The organism is Rhizobium sp. PRIMUS64, assembly GCF_023006465.1.
Classification (GTDB): Bacteria; Pseudomonadota; Alphaproteobacteria; order Rhizobiales; family Rhizobiaceae; genus Rhizobium; species Rhizobium leguminosarum.
In genome coordinates this window covers 43190-59881 of the sequence record NZ_JALBGX010000036.1, presented here as the reverse complement: position 1 = coordinate 59881, position 16692 = coordinate 43190, and the positions used below count along the sequence as shown (strand labels likewise).

The window sequence follows — 16692 nt, the reverse complement described above, 5'->3', positions numbered from 1 at the left end:
GTTGCTGCTGCAGATGCCTGGCTCGGCGCCGCCCATTCCGGGCACGCCAAAAGCGATGCCGGGCTCGCTGCAAGAGATGCCGGGCTTGCTTCAAGAGATGCCCCACGGGAGAGGGCGCATGGCTAGCATCGTCTCCATGGCCGTGCCACACGATGCGGCCGTTGCGCATCGGCGCAGTGAGGCCCGCATCGCCTGGATGCTGGTGCTGCCGGCGATGGCCCTGCTGTTCCTCTTCGTGCTTTTGCCGGTCGCAGCCGTCGTCGTGCTCGGCTTCACTGATTTCGAACTCGGCTACGGCAAGTTCCGTTTCGTCGGCTTCGAGAATTACGCACACCTGATCACTGACCGGACGTTTCGCAAGTCGCTCTGGAATACGACGGTCTATACCGCGATCGTCGCACCTATCTCGATCCTTCTCGGTCTCGGCATTGCCATGCTGATCGAGAGCGAGACCAAGGCGCGCAGCTTCTTCCGCACCGCTTATTTCCTGCCGGTCGCCTCCTTGATCGTCGCCATGGCGACCGTCTGGCAATATATGTTCCACCCCACAATCGGCCCGGTCAACGCACTGCTGGCCCTTGTCGGGCTTCCCGGCCCGAACTGGCTGGGCAGTTCCGGCACGGTGCTTTACAGCCTCTCGATCATCGGCGTCTGGCAATCGGCCGGCTTCAACATGGTGCTGTTCCTTGCCGGACTGACGGCGATCCCGCGTGAGCTTTACGCGGCCGCCGAAGTGGATGGGGCCAGATCCTCCCTCGACCGCTTCTTGCTGGTGACCTGGCCGATGCTCGGGCCGACGACGCTTTTCGTCATCACCATCAGTATCACCAATTCAGTCAAGGTCTTCGAAACGGTGAAGACGCTGACCGACGGCGGCCCGAACAAGGCGTCGGAAGTGCTGCTCTTCACGATCTACCAGGAAGGCTTCGTCTATCTGCGCGTCGGTTATGCCTCGGCGATGACGGTGGTGTTTCTGTTGATCCTGGTGGTGCTGATGTTCCTGCAGTACCGCGTTCTCGATCGCCGGGTGCATTACACATGATAACGAGCGCTCTTTCCCTCGGCAGAATCATCCGGCTGACACTGCTTTCCCTCGGCGCAATGATCTTCCTGTCGCCCTACGTCTTCATGATCTCGACGGCAGGCAAGGCCCAAAGCGACATCTTCACCTCGTCGCTGTCGCTGATCCCGGCGCACCTGACCTATGTCGAGAATTTCACCAAGGCCTTGAGCCGGGTGCCGATGGCGCAGCTCTTGTGGAACGGTGTCGTCGTCTGCGGGCTGATCTTCTTCTTCCAGGTGCTGGTGGCGATCCCTTGCGCCTACGCCATGGCGAAGCTGCGCTTCGGCGCTGCCCGCGCCATGATGGTGCTTGTCATGCTCGGTCTGCTGGTGCCGATTCATGCGACCGCGCTGCCACTTTATGTCGCCTTCGACCGCGCCGCGCTGCTCAACAGCTATGCCGCCCTTGTCGCGCCCTTCACCATTTCGGTCTTCGCGATCTTCATGTTCCTGCAGTTCTTCCGCGCCATGCCTGATGACCTCATCCATGCCGCGCGTCTCGATGGCATGTCGGAACTCGGCATTGTCGCCCGCGTCATCGTGCCGAATGCCTGGCCGGCGGTCACCGCCTTCGCCATCTTTTCGGTCGTCGCCCATTGGAACGATCTCTACTGGCCGCTGATCGTCATCAGCAAGCAGGACTACGCCACCCCGCCGCTGGGCCTGATGTATTTCCGCGCCGCCGAGGCCGGCGACGACTACGGCGCGCTGATGGCGGCGACCCTCATCATTACCCTTCCCCTCGTCATCGCCTTCCTGCTTGCGCAGAAGCGCTTCGTCGAGGGCATCACCATGACCGGTCTCAAAGGCTGACCGGTTTCAACCCAGGAGAACGAGCGATGAAACATATCACCCAGCTTCTCGCCGCAGCGGCCGTCTCGATGGCTATCGCGCTTCCCGCGCATGCCGAGACGACGCTGACGGTTCATTACCCGATGCCGGGCTTCTTCAAGGACGTGATGGACACGATCTCGAAGAAATTCATGGAAGAAAATCCCGATATCAAGATCCAGTTCGCCAGCCCGTCGGCCACCTATGAAGAAGGCATCCAGACGATCCTTCGCCAGGTCGGCACCAGCGAAATGCCCGATATCACCTTCATCGGACTCAACCGCCTGCGCATGCTCGACGAACGCGACGTCGCCGTCGACCTCGGCCCGCTCGTCCAGAAGGACGGCAACATGGCCGAACAGGGCTTCTCCGACACGATCCTCAAGCTCGCCCAGGTCAAGGGCAAGCAGGTGGGCCTGGCTTTCGCGACCTCCAACCCGATCATGTATTACAACGCCGATCTCGTGAAGGCGGCCGGTGGCGACCCTGAAAACCCGCCGAAAACCTGGGATGAGGTCATCGCGCTCGGCGGCAAGATCAAGGCGCTCGGCAATGGTGTCGATGGCATCGATTTCCGCTGGCAGGGCGATGACTGGATGTTTTCGGCACTGCTCTTCGGCGCCGGCGGCAAGATGCTGAGCGAGGACGAAAGCAAGGTCGCCTTCAACGGTCCGGAAGGCCAGAAGGCCGTCGAGGTCCTGCATCGCCTGGTTACCGAAGGCGGCATGCCTGTGTTCACCAAGGCCGCCGGCGAACAGGCTTTTGCAGCCGGCAAGGTCGGTTTCGAGTTCCAGACAACCGGCGCGCTGCGCAACACGATCAAGAATGTCGGCAACAAGTTCGATCTGCGCACGGCAAAGATCCCTTTGATCGATCCGGTGAACGGACATCTGCCGACCGGCGGCAACGCCGTCGTCATCCTGACGCATGACGCCGCCAAGCAGGATGCTGCCTGGAAGTTTGCCAAATTCGCTGCCGGTCCTTACGGCGCCTCCGTCGTCGTCCCCGGCACCGGCTATGTCCCGAACAACGAGCTCGCCGCGAAATCGGCCGATTATCTCGGCGACTTCTACAAGCAAAACCCGCTGTTCCAGGCAGGCCTCAGCCAGATGCCGGTGATGATCCCGTGGTATGCCTTCCCCGGCTCGAACGGCGTCAAGGTCACGCAGACAATCGTCGACAACCTCTCGCGCATCGTCGACCAGTCGGCCGAACCGAAGGAAGCACTCGACGACGCAGCTGCTGACGTCGAGGACATGCTGCCGCGCAGCTGATCGCCTTCCTTACTGGGAATAGGGCAGGGCCGCCACGCCGCGCGTGTGGCGGCCTTCCCGTTTCCGAAGCTTCAGATGGCGCGCACCGTGCCGCCGCGGCGCAGCGTATAGGCGACGTCGAGATGGCGGGCGGGCGCGGCATTCTCCGCCATGTCGAGAAGCAGCGAGGCGGCCGTCGCGCCCATGCTGGCATCCGGCATTTCGATGGTCGTCAGCGGCGGGTCGATCAGCCGGCCGATGGCGATGCCGTCGAAGCCGGCGACTGAAACATCTCCGGGCACCGACAGCCCCTCGCGCTTCAGCGCACCGATGACGCCGAGCGCCAGCAGATCATTGGAGGCGATGATCGCCGTCGGCGCAAGTAAGCTCATTGTGACGCCAAGATCGAGCTGGTCATAGCCGCTGACAAAGGGGATCTGCACCGCATCGAGGGGTGTCAGCCCGTTCTCGGCCATGGCGTCGAGATAACCACGGTAGCGAAGATGGGCGCGGTCGGAGGTGGCGAAATTGCCGGAGAGAAAGAGAATGCGGCGATGGCCCATGCCGATCAGGAAGCTTGCGATCTCGCGGCCCGCGCCGCGGTTGTCGGCGGTAACAGCCGCCGGAAACTGCGCCGTCGGCAGGTTGTTGAGCAGCACGGTCGGCGGGAGCTTCGCAAGCAGCGCCTTGCTGGTCGATGGATCGCAGACAGTGAGGATCAGCCCGGTCGGCCGGTCGTTCAAGAGTGCGGCGACGGCATCGGCCTCGCGCGCCGGATCGTAATTCGACTGGGCGATCAATACGCCGTGGCCGGCCACCAGCATGCGATTCTGGATGCTTGACAGCGACGAGGCAAAGACCGGATTGGTGATGCTCGGGATCAGCACGCCGACCACCGGCCTGCGCCCGAGCCGGCCGGCGGAGTGATAACCGAGTTCTGCGGCCGCGCGGCGCACCTTGCGCACCATCAAATCGCTGGCGGGTCCGTTGCGGTTGAGGACACGGCTTGCGGTCGCCAGCGAGCAGCCTGCCCGGAATGCGACCTGCTCCAATGTCGCCATCGAAAGCGCCTCCTGGTGACAGCATCGAGGCGCAATCCTTTAGGCGGGTTCGATGACAATGATCTGACACCCAGAGCATGATGCCGAAAAGTGTGAGCGGTTTTCGGACGACATCATGCTTAACTCTTTAATTGAGAACAGGATTCAGATTTAGGCCGACCGGGCCTAAAATCATCCTGTTCTAGGCAGAATTATCTGCTTCTTATTTATTCACACACAAGGAAGTTGCTGGGGAATGCAACCTGTGGAATAGTCAAGTTTACGCCATCTACCCACTTCATTCTCATCACCTGGACAAGAATGTCTCACAAAAAAATGGAATGCTCCACGGCGTGGTGGTTTTTTGCGACGGTCTCCCTTGTCGCAAACTTCGCGTTGCCAGCCCATGCGGACACCACGTCCGTGTCCTGGCCACAAACGCAAAGCGACATCCAAGCCGAGTCCGATGTGCATTTTGGCACGCTCGCCAACGGTATGCGGTTTGCGATCATGCGCAATGTCACGCCGCCCGGACAGGCAGCTATCCGCTTTCGTATTGGCTCCGGTTCGCTCGACGAAAACGACGACCAACAGGGCCTGGCGCATGTTCTCGAGCACATGGCCTTCAAGGGTTCGACACATGTCGCCGAAGGGGAGATGATCCGTATCTTGCAGCGCAAGGGCTTGGCCTTTGGACCGGACACCAACGCCCATACCTCGTATGACGAGACCGTCTATGCGCTCGATCTGCCCGAGGTCGATGCAGACACAATTTCGACGGGCCTGATGCTGATGCGCGACACGGCGAGCGAGCTGACCCTCGATGCCAGCGCCTTTGATCGCGAACGCGGCGTCATCCTGTCGGAGGAGCGGTTGCGCGACACGCCGCAGTATCGCGCGTCACTCGGAATCATGAATTCGCTGCTCGCCGGCCAGCGCGCGACCATGCGCGCACCGATCGGCAAAGCCGACATCATCAGCAATGCGCCCGTAGACCTCGTCCGTGATTATTACCGGGCCAATTACCGACCCGATCGGGCAACCCTGATAGTGGTGGGCGATATCGACCCCGCCGCCATGGAAGTCGAAATCCGGCAGCGCTTCGGCGACTGGGAGGCCGTGGGTCCGGCGCCGACAAAACCGGATCTTGGCACGCTTGTGACGAAAAGCGAAAGCGCCGAGGTCATCGTCGTTCCCGGCGGCATGACCAGCATACAGATCGCCTGGACGCGTCCCTATGACGCCGCGCCTGACACCTTCGCCAAGCGCCGCGCTGGGCTTATTGAGGATCTCGGTTTCCTGGTGCTCAAACGTCGGGTGAGCGCCATCGCCAGCAAGGCGGATGCCCCTTTCATCAGTGCGGACGTCGGCTCCCAGGATCTCCTCGATTCCGCCCATGTCGTCCTGATCGCGGCGAATTCGGAGCCGGACAAATGGCAGGCGGCGCTCGCGGCCATTGACCAGGAACAGCGCCGGATCCAGGAGTTCGGCGTTGCGCAGGCGGAGATCGATCGCGAAATCCGCGAATATCGCTCGGCCCTGCAGGCTGCTGCGGCCGGAGCCGCGACGCGGATGACCACCGACATTGCTTCCATGCTGGCTCGCAGCGTCGATGACGATCAAGTCTTCACCTCACCCGCCGAAGACCTCTCGATGTTCGAGACGATGACGAACGGCGTCACAGCGGACGAGGTCAATCGGGCCCTGCAGCGTGCTTTCTCCGGCAACGGTCCGCAGGTCGTGCTGCAGGCGGACCAATCACCTGAGGGCGGAGCCGACACGGTTCGGCGGGTCTATGACGCTTCAAAGGCCATTGCCGTCTCGGCACCATCCGGTGCAACTGACGTTGCCTGGCCCTACACCCATTTCGGCGAACCGGGCGCTGTGGTCGAACGTCGTGCGGTTGAAGATCTCGGCTTGACCATGGTGCGCTTTTCCAACGGCGTACGGCTTACCGTCAAGCCAACCAAGCTGCGTGCCAACGAAGTGCTAGTGCGCGAAGATATCGGCCGCGGTCGGTTGGACCTGCCGCACGACCGTTCCGCCGCGATCTGGGCATCTCCGGCCGTCGTGCTGTCCGGCGTAAAGGCCATGGATTACCAGGATATGCAGAAAGCGCTGACGGCCAACATTGTCGGCGTCGACTTCTCGGTCGGCGACAGTTCCTTCAGGTTCGACGGTCGTACACGGACTGAAGATCTTGCGACGCAGTTGCAGCTGATGAGCGCATACACCTCCGATCCCGCCTATCGCCCCGAGGCGTTCAAGCGTGTGCAGCAGGCCTATTTGAGCGGCCTCGATCAGTATGACGCGTCGCCCGGCGGCGTTTTCAGCCGCGATTTCGCAGGTCTCGTGCATTCCGGCGACCCGCGCTGGACCTTCCCCGACCGCGCGCAGTTGTCCGCCGCCAAGCCAGACGAATTCGAGACACTGTTCCGGCCTATGGTTTCCAATGGCCCGATCGACATCACCATCGTCGGCGACGTAACCGTGGACGACGCAATCCGGCTGACGGCTGAAACCTTTGGCGCTTTGCCGCCGCGCCCGGAGACGGCCTTGAGCAACGATCGGGACGAAGTGCGCTTTCCGGCGACGACCGAGAAGCCCGTCTTGCAGACCCATAACGGCAGGGCGGATAACGCCGCCGCCGCGGTAGGAGCTTCCATCGGCGATTTGCTCTCCGATCTGCCCCGGTCCTTAACCGCCAATATTGCCACCCAGATTATCCAAAACAGGCTGATCGACCAGTTTCGCATTGCAGAAGGCTCAAGCTATGCCGTGCAGGGCGACGTTGACCTGTCAAGGGAAATCCCGGGCTACGGCTACGCATATTTCTACGTCGAGACCGACCCGGCAAAGGTTGCGCGCTTCTATGCACTTGTCGACGAGACCGCCAATGATCTGCGGTCGCATGACGTCTCCGAAGACGAGCTTGCGCGCGCCCGGGAACCCATCATCGAGACATTGAAGCATCAGCAGCAGAGCAACGAATATTGGATCGCATACCTGCACCACGCCCAAGAGGATTCGCGTCGTTTAGACCGGATACGCGATAGTCTCAGCGGCTACGGCAAGGTCACTGCCGGGGATATCCGCGCGTTTGCCACGGCCTATTTCAGCCCTGAAAAATTCTGGAAATTCGAGGTGCTGCCGGCGGCGGTACGATAGGTCGTGAGCTCCGCTCACGAACGGCGTTTGACCACGCGCATGTTCATTTCCGAGCGAAGAGCGAAGCCCTGGGTTTCGTAGAGGGAAATGGCCGAGGTATTCGCCGCATAGGCATGTAGATAGGCCGTGTCGCCGGTGGACGCGATTTCGCCGGCGACGAAACGGAAGAGCAGGGTGCCGAGGCCGCGCCCCTGGAAATCGGGATGGGTGCAAAGTCCGCTAAGCTCGGTAAAGCCAGTCTGCCGCATCCGCTGCCCGGCCATCGCCACCAGGCGGCCCTCGCTTCTGATCCCCCAGAAGCTGCCGAGGCTCTGGGCTCGCAGGGTGAACGGCCCGGGTTTGGTCAGTGTCGCCAGCGCCAGCATGTCGGCGGCATCGGTCTCCGTCAGGGGCTCGATGCGGGGATCGGAAATCCGCGCGTGGGGCCGCTCGGCCACCATCTGGACCACCGATGCCTCTGTGACGATAGCCAGGCTCGGTGGAATGGCGATCGGCCCGGCTTCGACGAGGATCATGCTCTCCTCCGGCGCCGGCAGTTCCTCCAGGGCGTCGAGGCTTTCCGGCGCATCGTCGGCGGACGCCGCGAAGGGGACGATTGACGGCGGGTATCGCCGTGCCTTCTCATTGCCTTCTGCGAGATCTGCATGTGCGGTTTCCAGTGCGCTCCAGATCGGCCGGTCGAGAATATGTTTCATCATCCTTCCTCCTTGACAGGGCTGCGGCGTGCAAGCGGCGCCACCGCAAGCCCATCCTCGATGGCCGCCAGCTGTTCGAGGATCGGTCCGTCGAGATCGCCGCAGAGATCGGCAACGGCGGCTGCGATGCGCGGCCAGATCACCTTCTTTGAATGATCGACGAGCTCCTGTCCCTTGTCGGTCAGCGAGACCAGCCTGCGACGCTGATCGTCCGGCGCCGGCTGCATGTCGACGTAACCGAGTTCGAGAAGCTGGCCGGTGGTTCGCGTTGCGCCGGGCTGGGTGATGCCCACCGCCTGCGCAAGCTCTCCGATCGTCAGCGGCCCGGCCCGGTCGATCGCTGCAAGGAATGGATACTGGCCCGCCTGGATGCTGAGACCGGCCTCGTCGATGACCTGCTGCGTATCGGCCTGCAGCCTTTCTCCGATGCGCCGCAGCCGGCTGCCCATGCAGAGAAACCCCAGCGTCCGGACTACATCCTCGACCATGCCAACTCCTCATTTGTATTGGATGTTATATAACGTGTTATAGATTGTGGCAATTCTCCTTCGAATGTGGTCGGCAGACGAGGCCAGGGCAGGGCGGCACGAGCAAGAGCCTCAATCAGCCCCGCCATGTCCTGGCCATCAGAAACACCGCCAGCACGCAGCCGAGCAGCCCAAGGGACAATGGCAGACCCTGATGTCCGATCAGTTGCATCGCCAGTCCTGTCGCGGGCGAGCCGACGATGCCGCCGATGCCCCATACCAAGGCGAAGGCCGCGTTACCGGCGATCAGGGCCTGACCGGTGAAACGCTCGCCGAGCTGAATCAGCGACAGGGTGTAGATCCCGAACGAGACCCCGCCCCAGACGAACACCAGCGGCCAGATAAGCCACGTGGTGAAGACCGACGGCAGCAGCAGGCAGCCGGCCAGGCAAGCCAGGACGCAGAATAACATGATCCGCGTCGAGCCAAACCGTTCGGCGACCCGCCCGAGCAAAATCTGCAGCGCGGCATTGCCTGCGATGAAACAGGTGATGAGCGACGCGATGCGTCCCTCGGCGCTGCCGAGTGCGGAGCCATAGACCGCGAATAGGGAAAGCAGAATCTGCTCGAAGGCGGCGGCCGTGAAAACCGCAAACAGCAGCAGCGGCGCCAGTACGAAGAAGCCTCCGACCGAGGTTGCCTCGCCTTCGTTAGGCATCTCGGGCAGGCGAGCGGCGACGGCAAGCACGATCAGGCCGCAGAGAACAAAGGCCGTAATGCCGATCATGAAGGGCGGCCATCCCTCGGTGCCGGTGAGGCCGAGCGACAGTGGTCCGATGGCGAAGCCACCCGAAACGATCGATGAATAGAGGCCCATGATCCGGCCCCGGCGCGGCGCCGGCGTGATCGAAATCAACCAGGTTTCGCTGATCACGTAAAGCGGATTGGCGAAGAAGCCGAGCAGGAAGCGCAGAGGCATCCAGGCCCAGATGTCCTGCATCCAGGCAATCGTAATCAGGGTGAGGGCAGCCAGGATCGAACAAGGGATCGCCAGCCGCGCCCCGCCCAGGCACTGCGACAGCGCCGGAATGAAGGGCGCGGATAGGATAAAGCCCAACGGCGTCATCGCCGCCGACAGGCCGATCAGGCCCGATGTCGTTCCCTGCCGCTCCAGGATGAAGCTGAGCAGCGGATAGGTCAGCCCCTGTGCCACGGCGAATACCGTGACGGTCGCGATGATACCCGCCATCGCGGCCCATGGGATCCGATCAGTGCGCGCTGATGTGATGCTTTCGGCAGTCATGCAGATGTCCTTGTCAGACCGTATGGTTTGAAGGGCCGAGAAAGCCTCAACGTCAAAGAGGATGAATTCTGCAGGAGGCCGGGAGTGCCGTACTTAAGCTTTCCCAAAAAGTTCTCAAAAACGTCCAAACGGATTATAGATGCGCCTCATGCAGGGATCGCGTTTTGCCTTTGGACCGTTCGTGCTTGATCCGGCTGCGGGAACGCTCCTTCGGAACGATGATCCCGTTGCCGTTGGCCACCGCGGGGTAATGCTGCTTGCCGCACTCGTCGGGCGGCCCGGCGAAATCCTTGGCAAGGCTGAGTTGATGGATGCGGCGTGGCCGGGCAGGGCGGTCGAGGAAGGCAACCTCACCGTTCAGATCGCGCAACTGCGCAAGCTGCTCGGTCCGACCGGTGACGGCGGCGAATGGATCTCCACGGTGCCGCGCGTCGGCTACCGCTTCATAGGCGCCATCAATCAACTTGGCGGCGTGCAGCGAAAACCTTTGCCGCTGCCTGACAAACCATCGATCGCGGTGCTGCCCTTCGTGAATATCAGCAACGATCCCGAACAGGAATCATTCACGGATGGGCTGACCGAAGACCTGATCACCGACCTGTCCAGGATACCGGGCCTGTTCGTCATCGCCCGCAACTCGGCCCTCGCCTATAAGGGAAAGGCGAGGGACGTAGGCGAGATCGCCGAGGAGCTCGGCGTGCGCTACCTTCTGGAGGGAAGCGCAAGACGCGTAGCAGGGCACGTGCGCGTCAACGCTCAACTGGTCGATGCGGCAAGTGGCGATCATCTGTGGGCGGAACGCTTCGATCGCAGCCTCGAAGATATCTTTGCCGTTCAGGACGAGGTGACTGGCAAGATCGTCGAAGCGCTGCTCGGGCGGCTGCGGGCACCGCCATCGCGCAATCGGCCCAATAATCTCGAGGCTTACGATCTCTGCGTGCGGGCGCGCAGGCTGATGGATGATACGCCGCAGACAGCGCGGGAAGCGCATCTGATGCTGACGCGCGCGATTTCCCTCGATCCCAACTATGCCGAGGCCTATCGCTGGCTTGCCATGAACCACTGGATGGGAGAGGTGCATTCCGGCGGACCAACGCAACCCACCCGTAGCCTAGCTTTGGAGCTGGTGCGCAAGGCCGTCGCGATCGATCCTAATGATGCCGGCTGCCGCTGGATCCTGGCTTACCTGCTTGCCTATGAGCGCAGCTTTGCCGAGGCGGATGCGGAATTCGCCAAGGCGATCGAACTCGACCCGAACGAGGCCGACACCTTTGCGGCACTATCCGACATTGCGGTCTTGGCCGGGCGGGTCGGGGAAGGTCTTGAGCATATTGCCAAGGCCTTCCGGCTGAACCCGTTTCCGGCAAGCTGGTACTATCTGGCGCTCGGCCAGGCGCAATATGCCGCCGGCCAATACGAAGCCGCCGTCGAGACGCTGCGCAGGGACGAGACCTATCGGACAAGCTCACGCCGTTTCCTGGCGGCAAGTCTTGCCCAACTTGGCCGGCTCGACGAGGCGCGCGCCGAGGCCGAACTGTTCCTCGTCGCCAACCCGCATTTTTCAACCCGCCACTGGGCAGCGACGGAACCCTTCCGCGACGCCCGGACGCTTGAGCATTTCGTTGACGGCTACCGCAAGGCGGGGCTTCCGGAGTGACGCCGGCGCGCCTCGAAGACGGCTCGATCTAGACGGTGCCGGGCCGCGCAGTTGATTGGCTCGCGGAAGACAAAAAGTCCTCTTCGGCGGTGGGCAGTTTTCCGTTTGGGGTCAGGTCGTCGACAGCCTTGGGAAGATCGCGCTTCAGTCGCCCAAGAATCTCTTGATGCGAAAGCCCGGTATTGGCAGCGATCTCGTTGAGAACGTCCGGACCTAGTGCTTCCGCGAGCTGGCCGTCATCGATGTCGGCATTCGGACCGGGCTGTATCCACGACTCCACCTTGTCACCCTGACCATTCTGCTGAAACGTCTTCAGCAGGTCGCCGAGACCACCGCTGACGATACCGCCTGATGTCAGCCCACCGAGAAGGCCGCCGAGACCGCCCGAACCGCCCAGTCCGCCAAGAAGGCCCCCAAGCCCGCCGGGCTGCTGGTTTCCTGCGCCCGCCTGCTGAGGGTTCTGGATGCCCCGCAGGAGCTCCCCGATCTTGTCTCTGTTTTGGTAGCCGGCAACGGCAAGGACGGCGAGAAGCGCCTTCAATTGACCGCTCATCATGATGAATCCTCCTATGGTGCTCCTGCAGCGCGGCGCGCCGCAAGGACGCAATGTCCTGAGTGCTCAAAGGTTCCGCGCCGGTTTGGAAACAAGGCCGCGCCGTCCGCATTCGTTTGCGGCCTCGAAGGCCCGGCCGTCCACCTCGTTGCTCACGCAGCGGTCAGATTTCCGGGCAACCTCGCCTGTTTGCAAAGGTCATTCGTTCCGGTCCACGGCGCGTCATCCCTTGCACAACGATAGTGCGGGAAGACATGCGTACGATCTGTGCCCTGCGAAACCCTTCGCTGCGTGCGATGTCGAGAGCGTCGTCAGGATCGCAGCCCCGTGGTCCGCGCCGGTCATATCGGTCATATCGATCAGGGTCGCGATCACGTTCGTAAACGCCGAGGCCACCGGGGCCGACACGCAACTCCAAATCTTGCGCCGCCGCGATCGTCGGCGAGATCGTCAACCCGGTTAAGGCCGCCGAGCCGATGAGTATGAACTGAAGTGATTTCCGCATGAGTACCTCCCATGGCCATGCCATCGCAAGGACAACATCGACATGCGAGTTTTGTTCCTCAAGATAAGTGGAATGGGCGCGGGCACGCCGCGCCGTCCCAGATCATTCGCTTCAAACAGCCATATTCGACGCTGCCGACATCACTTCCCGAGGGGCGGGACCGCCGAACATATGGCGACCATCCTCCTCCACTTCCGTGAAACACCAGCGCACGATTCCATCCCGATCGAGCAGGAATTCGCCGACAAGTTGGCCGTGGCCGGTGGCGATCATCTGCTTGTCGTCCTCGGTGAATTCATAGCCGTCCGCCTTGTCGAGGTAGTCCACCGCCGCCATCAGGTCCATGGGCGCTGGAAGCTCGTCCGGCATGTCGATGCGCATCGACGTCACCGCACTCATGCTGATTTTGTGCGGCCAGTCATTCTCGTCTTCGGTAAACTCAAGGTTCGGCAGGCCGAAGGCCTTGTGCGATACCCGTTCCGGATCCGAGGCCGCCAGCAGATTGGGAAGCGGATGGTAGCGGAAATAGAGGCGAGCGCGGTCGATCGGCGTGTTGACAACGGTCAGGCTGTCGATGCCTTTCTCCTGCAAGGCATCGGTGAGTTCGGCCATGGCGGCAATCTGCCGGCGACAGAACGGGCAATGCAGTCCGCGGAACAAGCCGACGAGCACCGGTTTCTGGCCGCGAAAATCGTCGATGGCGACCTTGCCCTGGCGGGTGATTGCGTCCAGCACCACGTTCGGCGCGCGATCTCCCGGCTTTAGCGGTCTTCCGGCGTGGTTCTCATGCATGTTTCGTTCCTCCCTTTATATTGTTGAATCGATTTGCCTAATCGATCTCCGGCGATCACTGAAACGAGGGCAAGTCAGTCGAGAAACGGCAGGACGACGAGCGTGCCAGGATCGAGGTTGTGGCGGATGCACACATCCTGTGCCAGGGTGAAATACCGTTCCGCCTCGTCCATGTCGTCATGCTCAAGGCTGAGTGTCGCCAAGCCATCATAGCACGGAAAGAGCAGTTGCGGTTCATCAATTTCCTTCGCAACCTCAAGGGCTTCCTCGTAATACTTACGAGCTAGCTTCGGTTGCCCGTGGCATTGATGAATTTGGCCCAGCACGATCAGCGGCACGGAGAGATGGTCGCGCTGATCGAGTGCCCGGTCGATTTCGACGGCCTTTTCCGCAGCCGGTACACCCTCGGCAGCGCAGCGATCGGTGAAGGTGCAGCAGGCAACTGCGAGGTTGGCGAGAAGCCGCGCCTGGAAGCCGAGATCGCCGATACGGGTCGCAAGCTCCAGTCCGCGCCGGCAGATCTTGATGGCGTTGGCCGGATCAACAATCGTGTAGAGAACGCCGAGATTGGAATAGGCACGACAGGCAGCACTTTGCAGATCGGCCTTTTCGGCGACCGAGAGGCTGCGCTCCACTTCCTGCACGGCCTCGCGGCGACGTCCGAGCCGCGCAAAGGCCGCACCCTTGGTGTTCAGCGCCTCCGCCATCGCTCGCGCCGTCTCCCGTCCGGCCTCGGTCGTCCCGTCGATCGGCAGCGTTTGCAGGGATTGCAGTGCCAGCGTCGCCCACTCGGCGGCAGCGGCCTGATCCCCCATGCGGAAGGCCAGATGGCCGCGCTCCTGCAGGACATGTGCACGTTCGACCGGCGCATCGATTGTTGCGATTATTGCTTCGGCTTCGGCCAAATGTGTCTCCGCTTGATCGCGGCGTCCTGCATCGAGATGCAAACGGCCGACCTTGCGCAATATCCGCGCTGCGGCGATAGGGTTGTTGTTGCGGTGGATCGCAAGCGCTCGCTGATAGTGGTTCAAGGCAGCGTCGCGGAGACCGGCGGGACCGCAGAGATCGGCAAGACGCTCCAGCAGCGCGAGTTGCTCTGGTGTAACCTCCACCTCGTTTGCGAGGGCGGCAAGGGCCTGACGATAGAGGCGCATCGCATCGTCATTGGCGTAGGTTTTGCGCGCCAGATCGCCCGCCGCCATCAGATAGCTGGCCCCCTTGGCCCTTTCTGTGGTCAGGCTGAAGTGATGGCCGAGCTGCGCCAGGTGCTCGGGCCGGTCGGGTGCTGCGCCATATTGACGTTCCAGAACCTGGCCGATCCGTCGATGAAGTTCCATGCGCCGTTGAAGCAGGAGATTGTGATAGATGACGTCGTGCATCAGCGTCTGGCTGAAGCGATAGCCCGGCGATTGCCCCGCATCGGGCCCGCGCAATTCTTCGATGATATTGGCATCGCAGAGATGATCCAATGCAGCATCGATGGCGGCCGGCTCTGTGGCGACGGTGCGGAGCAGGGCGGTATCGAACTTCGGGCCGACCACTGCCGCCTCTTGCGCCAGCCGTCTGATCTCCTGTGGCAGACGATCGACGCGGGCAAGCAACAGGGCTTGCAGGTTCACCGGGATATCGACATCCGTGTCTTCCGCTGCGACATGCCAGCGCTGGCCGTCATTGTGCAACGTGCCCATGTCGATCAACGCCCGAAGGATTTCTTCGATGAAAAGCGGATTGCCGCCGGCGCGGTCGAGGATGCGCTTGCGCATCGTGGCCGGCAACTTGCCATGATCCACGCCAAAAAACGCAGCAAGCAGCTTCTGCCCGTCGGCCACAAAGAGTGGGGCAAGACGCTGCACGGTGACGCTGACACGATTGGAGTCCAGAGGGTCGGTCTGCGATGTCGGCCGGTAGATCGCAAGTAGCATCAACCGGCTGCGCTCCAGCCGGTCCATCATGAAGCGAAGCACTTCCAGAGAGGTGGCGTCCGCCCAGTGCAGATCCTCGATGACAAGCAGCAGCGGACCTTGCGCCAGCCGCCGCTCGAAGACGGTGCGGACGGCATAGAAGATCTGCCGCCGCAACTGCTCCGGCTCGATGTACCGCAACGCGCCATCGGGATCGCCGAGGCCGAGGACATGTAGAAACAGCGGCAAAAGTCCCTCGACCTCATCCTGGGTCAGATCGAGCGCGCGGAACCCCGTTGCCAGCAATTGCCGCGCCCTGTCGAGATCATCCCGCTCGCCGATGCCGTAGGCGCTGCGCACCACCGCGCCGAGCGTGCCATAGGATTGTTCGCCGAGCGGAGAGCAGGTCGCTTTGCGGATGGCGAGGCCCTGGAAACGGGCAGCACTGCCGGCAATTGCGACGAATTCGTTGACCAGCCGCGACTTGCCGATGCCCGCTTCGCCGATCAGCCGGACAAGCTGCGCCGCGCCGCCGCAGGCAAGGTCGAGGCATGTCAGCAACCGCGACATTTCCGTATCCCGTCCGATCATCGGTGCCTGAAGGCCGAGACTCTCGAGCCCGCGCGCCGTATGCGGCGCTTCCGACAGCCCGGTCAGCCGATGGACAAGGACGTTTCCGCTTTTGCCGCGCAACGCCTGCGCGCCGAGGCTCTCGAAGGCAAAGGCGTGGCGGGTGAGGCGATAGGTCAGCGGCCCGACGAGGATATCGTTTTCGCCGGCCATGGACTGCAGGCGTTGGGCGGTGTTCACCGTGTCGCCGGTCACGGAATAGGATTTTGTACTGACCGCACCGAAGCCACCGGTGACGACAGGGCCGCTATTGATGCCGATATGCAGACGCAGCGGCACACCGGCGCGAGCATGCCAGCGCTCGCCGACCTGCGTCGCTCGACCGATCATGTCAAGTGCGGCACCGAGCGCCCGGACGGGATCATCCTCGTGAGCGACCGGCGCGCCGAACAGCGCCAGCAACGCATCGCCGACGAACTTGTCGACGAAGCCGCCATAGGCCTCGACTGCCTGGGTCATCTCTTCGAACAATTCGTTCTGCAGCACCCGCATGACTTCAGGGTCGATCTGCTCGCTCAGCGTCGTGAAGCCGCAGAGATCGGCAAAGAGCACGGTCACCGGCCGCCGGTCGGCGTCACCCTCCGATTTAGACAGGACCGCCTCGATCTTCGGCTTCGATGCGGACTGCGCTGTGCCTGGTATCGACGCACCACATCGGGGGCAGAAGGCAAAATCGGGCTGACAAGGATGGCCGCAGGCAGCACAGGAGAGTGGTTGCTTTGCGCCGCATCGCGGACAGAAAGCAAAACCGCTCTGAATATCGAACCCGCAGCCGCTGCACTCCATCGGACGCATCTCACGAAACCCCGATGTACGGCTATTTCAGCCGCAACCA

Annotated in this window: 13 protein-coding genes; 5 read left to right on the top strand and 8 right to left on the bottom strand. The window is 62.2% G+C overall.

Translation table 11 applies throughout. From position 1 onward, the window contains the following. Positions 1 to 118 precede the first annotated feature (118 nt). From MOV76_RS16485 to MOV76_RS16475, 3 genes are read left to right on the top strand one after another with little or no spacing between them, the layout of a single operon-like run. A complete protein-coding gene (locus MOV76_RS16485) occupies positions 119 to 1042 on the top strand; it encodes a carbohydrate ABC transporter permease (protein ID WP_113544168.1) in 924 nt (307 codons plus the stop codon). After that, entirely contained in the window at positions 1039 to 1875 is an 837-nt protein-coding gene (locus MOV76_RS16480) for a carbohydrate ABC transporter permease (protein WP_113544167.1), read from the top strand. The genes MOV76_RS16485 and MOV76_RS16480 overlap by 4 nt, the downstream gene beginning before the upstream one ends. Before the next feature lie 26 nt (positions 1876 to 1901). Then, positions 1902 to 3167 carry an ABC transporter substrate-binding protein gene (locus tag MOV76_RS16475; RefSeq protein ID WP_113544166.1) on the top strand — a complete coding sequence of 422 codons (1266 nt, stop codon included), beginning with the start codon at positions 1902 to 1904 and terminating at the stop codon, positions 3165 to 3167. A 71-nt stretch (positions 3168 to 3238) separates the two neighbouring features. Here the strand turns inward: MOV76_RS16475 and MOV76_RS16470 are convergent, their stop codons facing one another. Continuing rightward, on the bottom strand, positions 3239 to 4207 hold the full coding sequence (locus MOV76_RS16470) for a substrate-binding domain-containing protein (protein ID WP_115157531.1): 969 nt from the start codon (positions 4205 to 4207) through the stop codon (positions 3239 to 3241). A 300-nt stretch (positions 4208 to 4507) separates the two neighbouring features. On the opposite strand from MOV76_RS16470, the gene MOV76_RS16465 reads away from it, so the two are divergent. Continuing rightward, on the top strand, positions 4508 to 7354 hold the full coding sequence (locus MOV76_RS16465) for a pitrilysin family protein (protein WP_247264893.1): 2847 nt from the start codon (positions 4508 to 4510) through the stop codon (positions 7352 to 7354). A gap of 14 nt (positions 7355 to 7368) precedes the next feature. Here the strand turns inward: MOV76_RS16465 and MOV76_RS16460 are convergent, their stop codons facing one another. The 3 genes from MOV76_RS16460 to MOV76_RS16450 all read right to left on the bottom strand — a co-directional run bounded on the left by MOV76_RS16460 (position 7369) and on the right by MOV76_RS16450 (position 9819). Beyond that, positions 7369 to 8049, bottom strand: a complete 681-nt coding sequence (locus MOV76_RS16460) for a GNAT family N-acetyltransferase (RefSeq protein ID WP_247264892.1) — start codon at positions 8047 to 8049, stop codon at positions 7369 to 7371. Next, on the bottom strand, positions 8049 to 8537 hold the full coding sequence (locus tag MOV76_RS16455) for a MarR family winged helix-turn-helix transcriptional regulator (protein WP_112903097.1): 489 nt from the start codon (positions 8535 to 8537) through the stop codon (positions 8049 to 8051). The genes MOV76_RS16460 and MOV76_RS16455 overlap by 1 nt, the downstream gene beginning before the upstream one ends. Positions 8538 to 8652: 115 nt before the next feature. Further along, positions 8653 to 9819: an MFS transporter gene (locus MOV76_RS16450; RefSeq protein ID WP_247264891.1), complete on the bottom strand. Its 1167-nt coding sequence runs from the start codon at positions 9817 to 9819 to the stop codon at positions 8653 to 8655. A 148-nt stretch (positions 9820 to 9967) separates the two neighbouring features. On the opposite strand from MOV76_RS16450, the gene MOV76_RS16445 reads away from it, so the two are divergent. Then, positions 9968 to 11476: a winged helix-turn-helix domain-containing protein gene (locus MOV76_RS16445; protein ID WP_247264895.1), complete on the top strand. Its 1509-nt coding sequence runs from the start codon at positions 9968 to 9970 to the stop codon at positions 11474 to 11476. 28 nt (positions 11477 to 11504) lie between these two features. Here the strand turns inward: MOV76_RS16445 and MOV76_RS16440 are convergent, their stop codons facing one another. From MOV76_RS16440 to MOV76_RS16425, 4 genes are all read right to left on the bottom strand, one after another. Next, positions 11505 to 12032 carry a YidB family protein gene (locus tag MOV76_RS16440; RefSeq protein WP_018445331.1) on the bottom strand — a complete coding sequence of 176 codons (528 nt, stop codon included), beginning with the start codon at positions 12030 to 12032 and terminating at the stop codon, positions 11505 to 11507. Between the two features lie 160 nt (positions 12033 to 12192). After that, entirely contained in the window at positions 12193 to 12534 is a 342-nt protein-coding gene (locus tag MOV76_RS16435; protein ID WP_026230521.1) for a hypothetical protein, read from the bottom strand. Positions 12535 to 12645: 111 nt separating this feature from the next. Continuing rightward, a complete protein-coding gene (locus MOV76_RS16430) occupies positions 12646 to 13326 on the bottom strand; it encodes a peroxiredoxin-like family protein (protein ID WP_018242038.1) in 681 nt (226 codons plus the stop codon). A 74-nt stretch (positions 13327 to 13400) separates the two neighbouring features. Continuing rightward, positions 13401 to 16643, bottom strand: a complete 3243-nt coding sequence (locus MOV76_RS16425) for an adenylate/guanylate cyclase domain-containing protein (protein ID WP_247264890.1) — start codon at positions 16641 to 16643, stop codon at positions 13401 to 13403. Positions 16644 to 16692 lie beyond the last annotated feature (49 nt).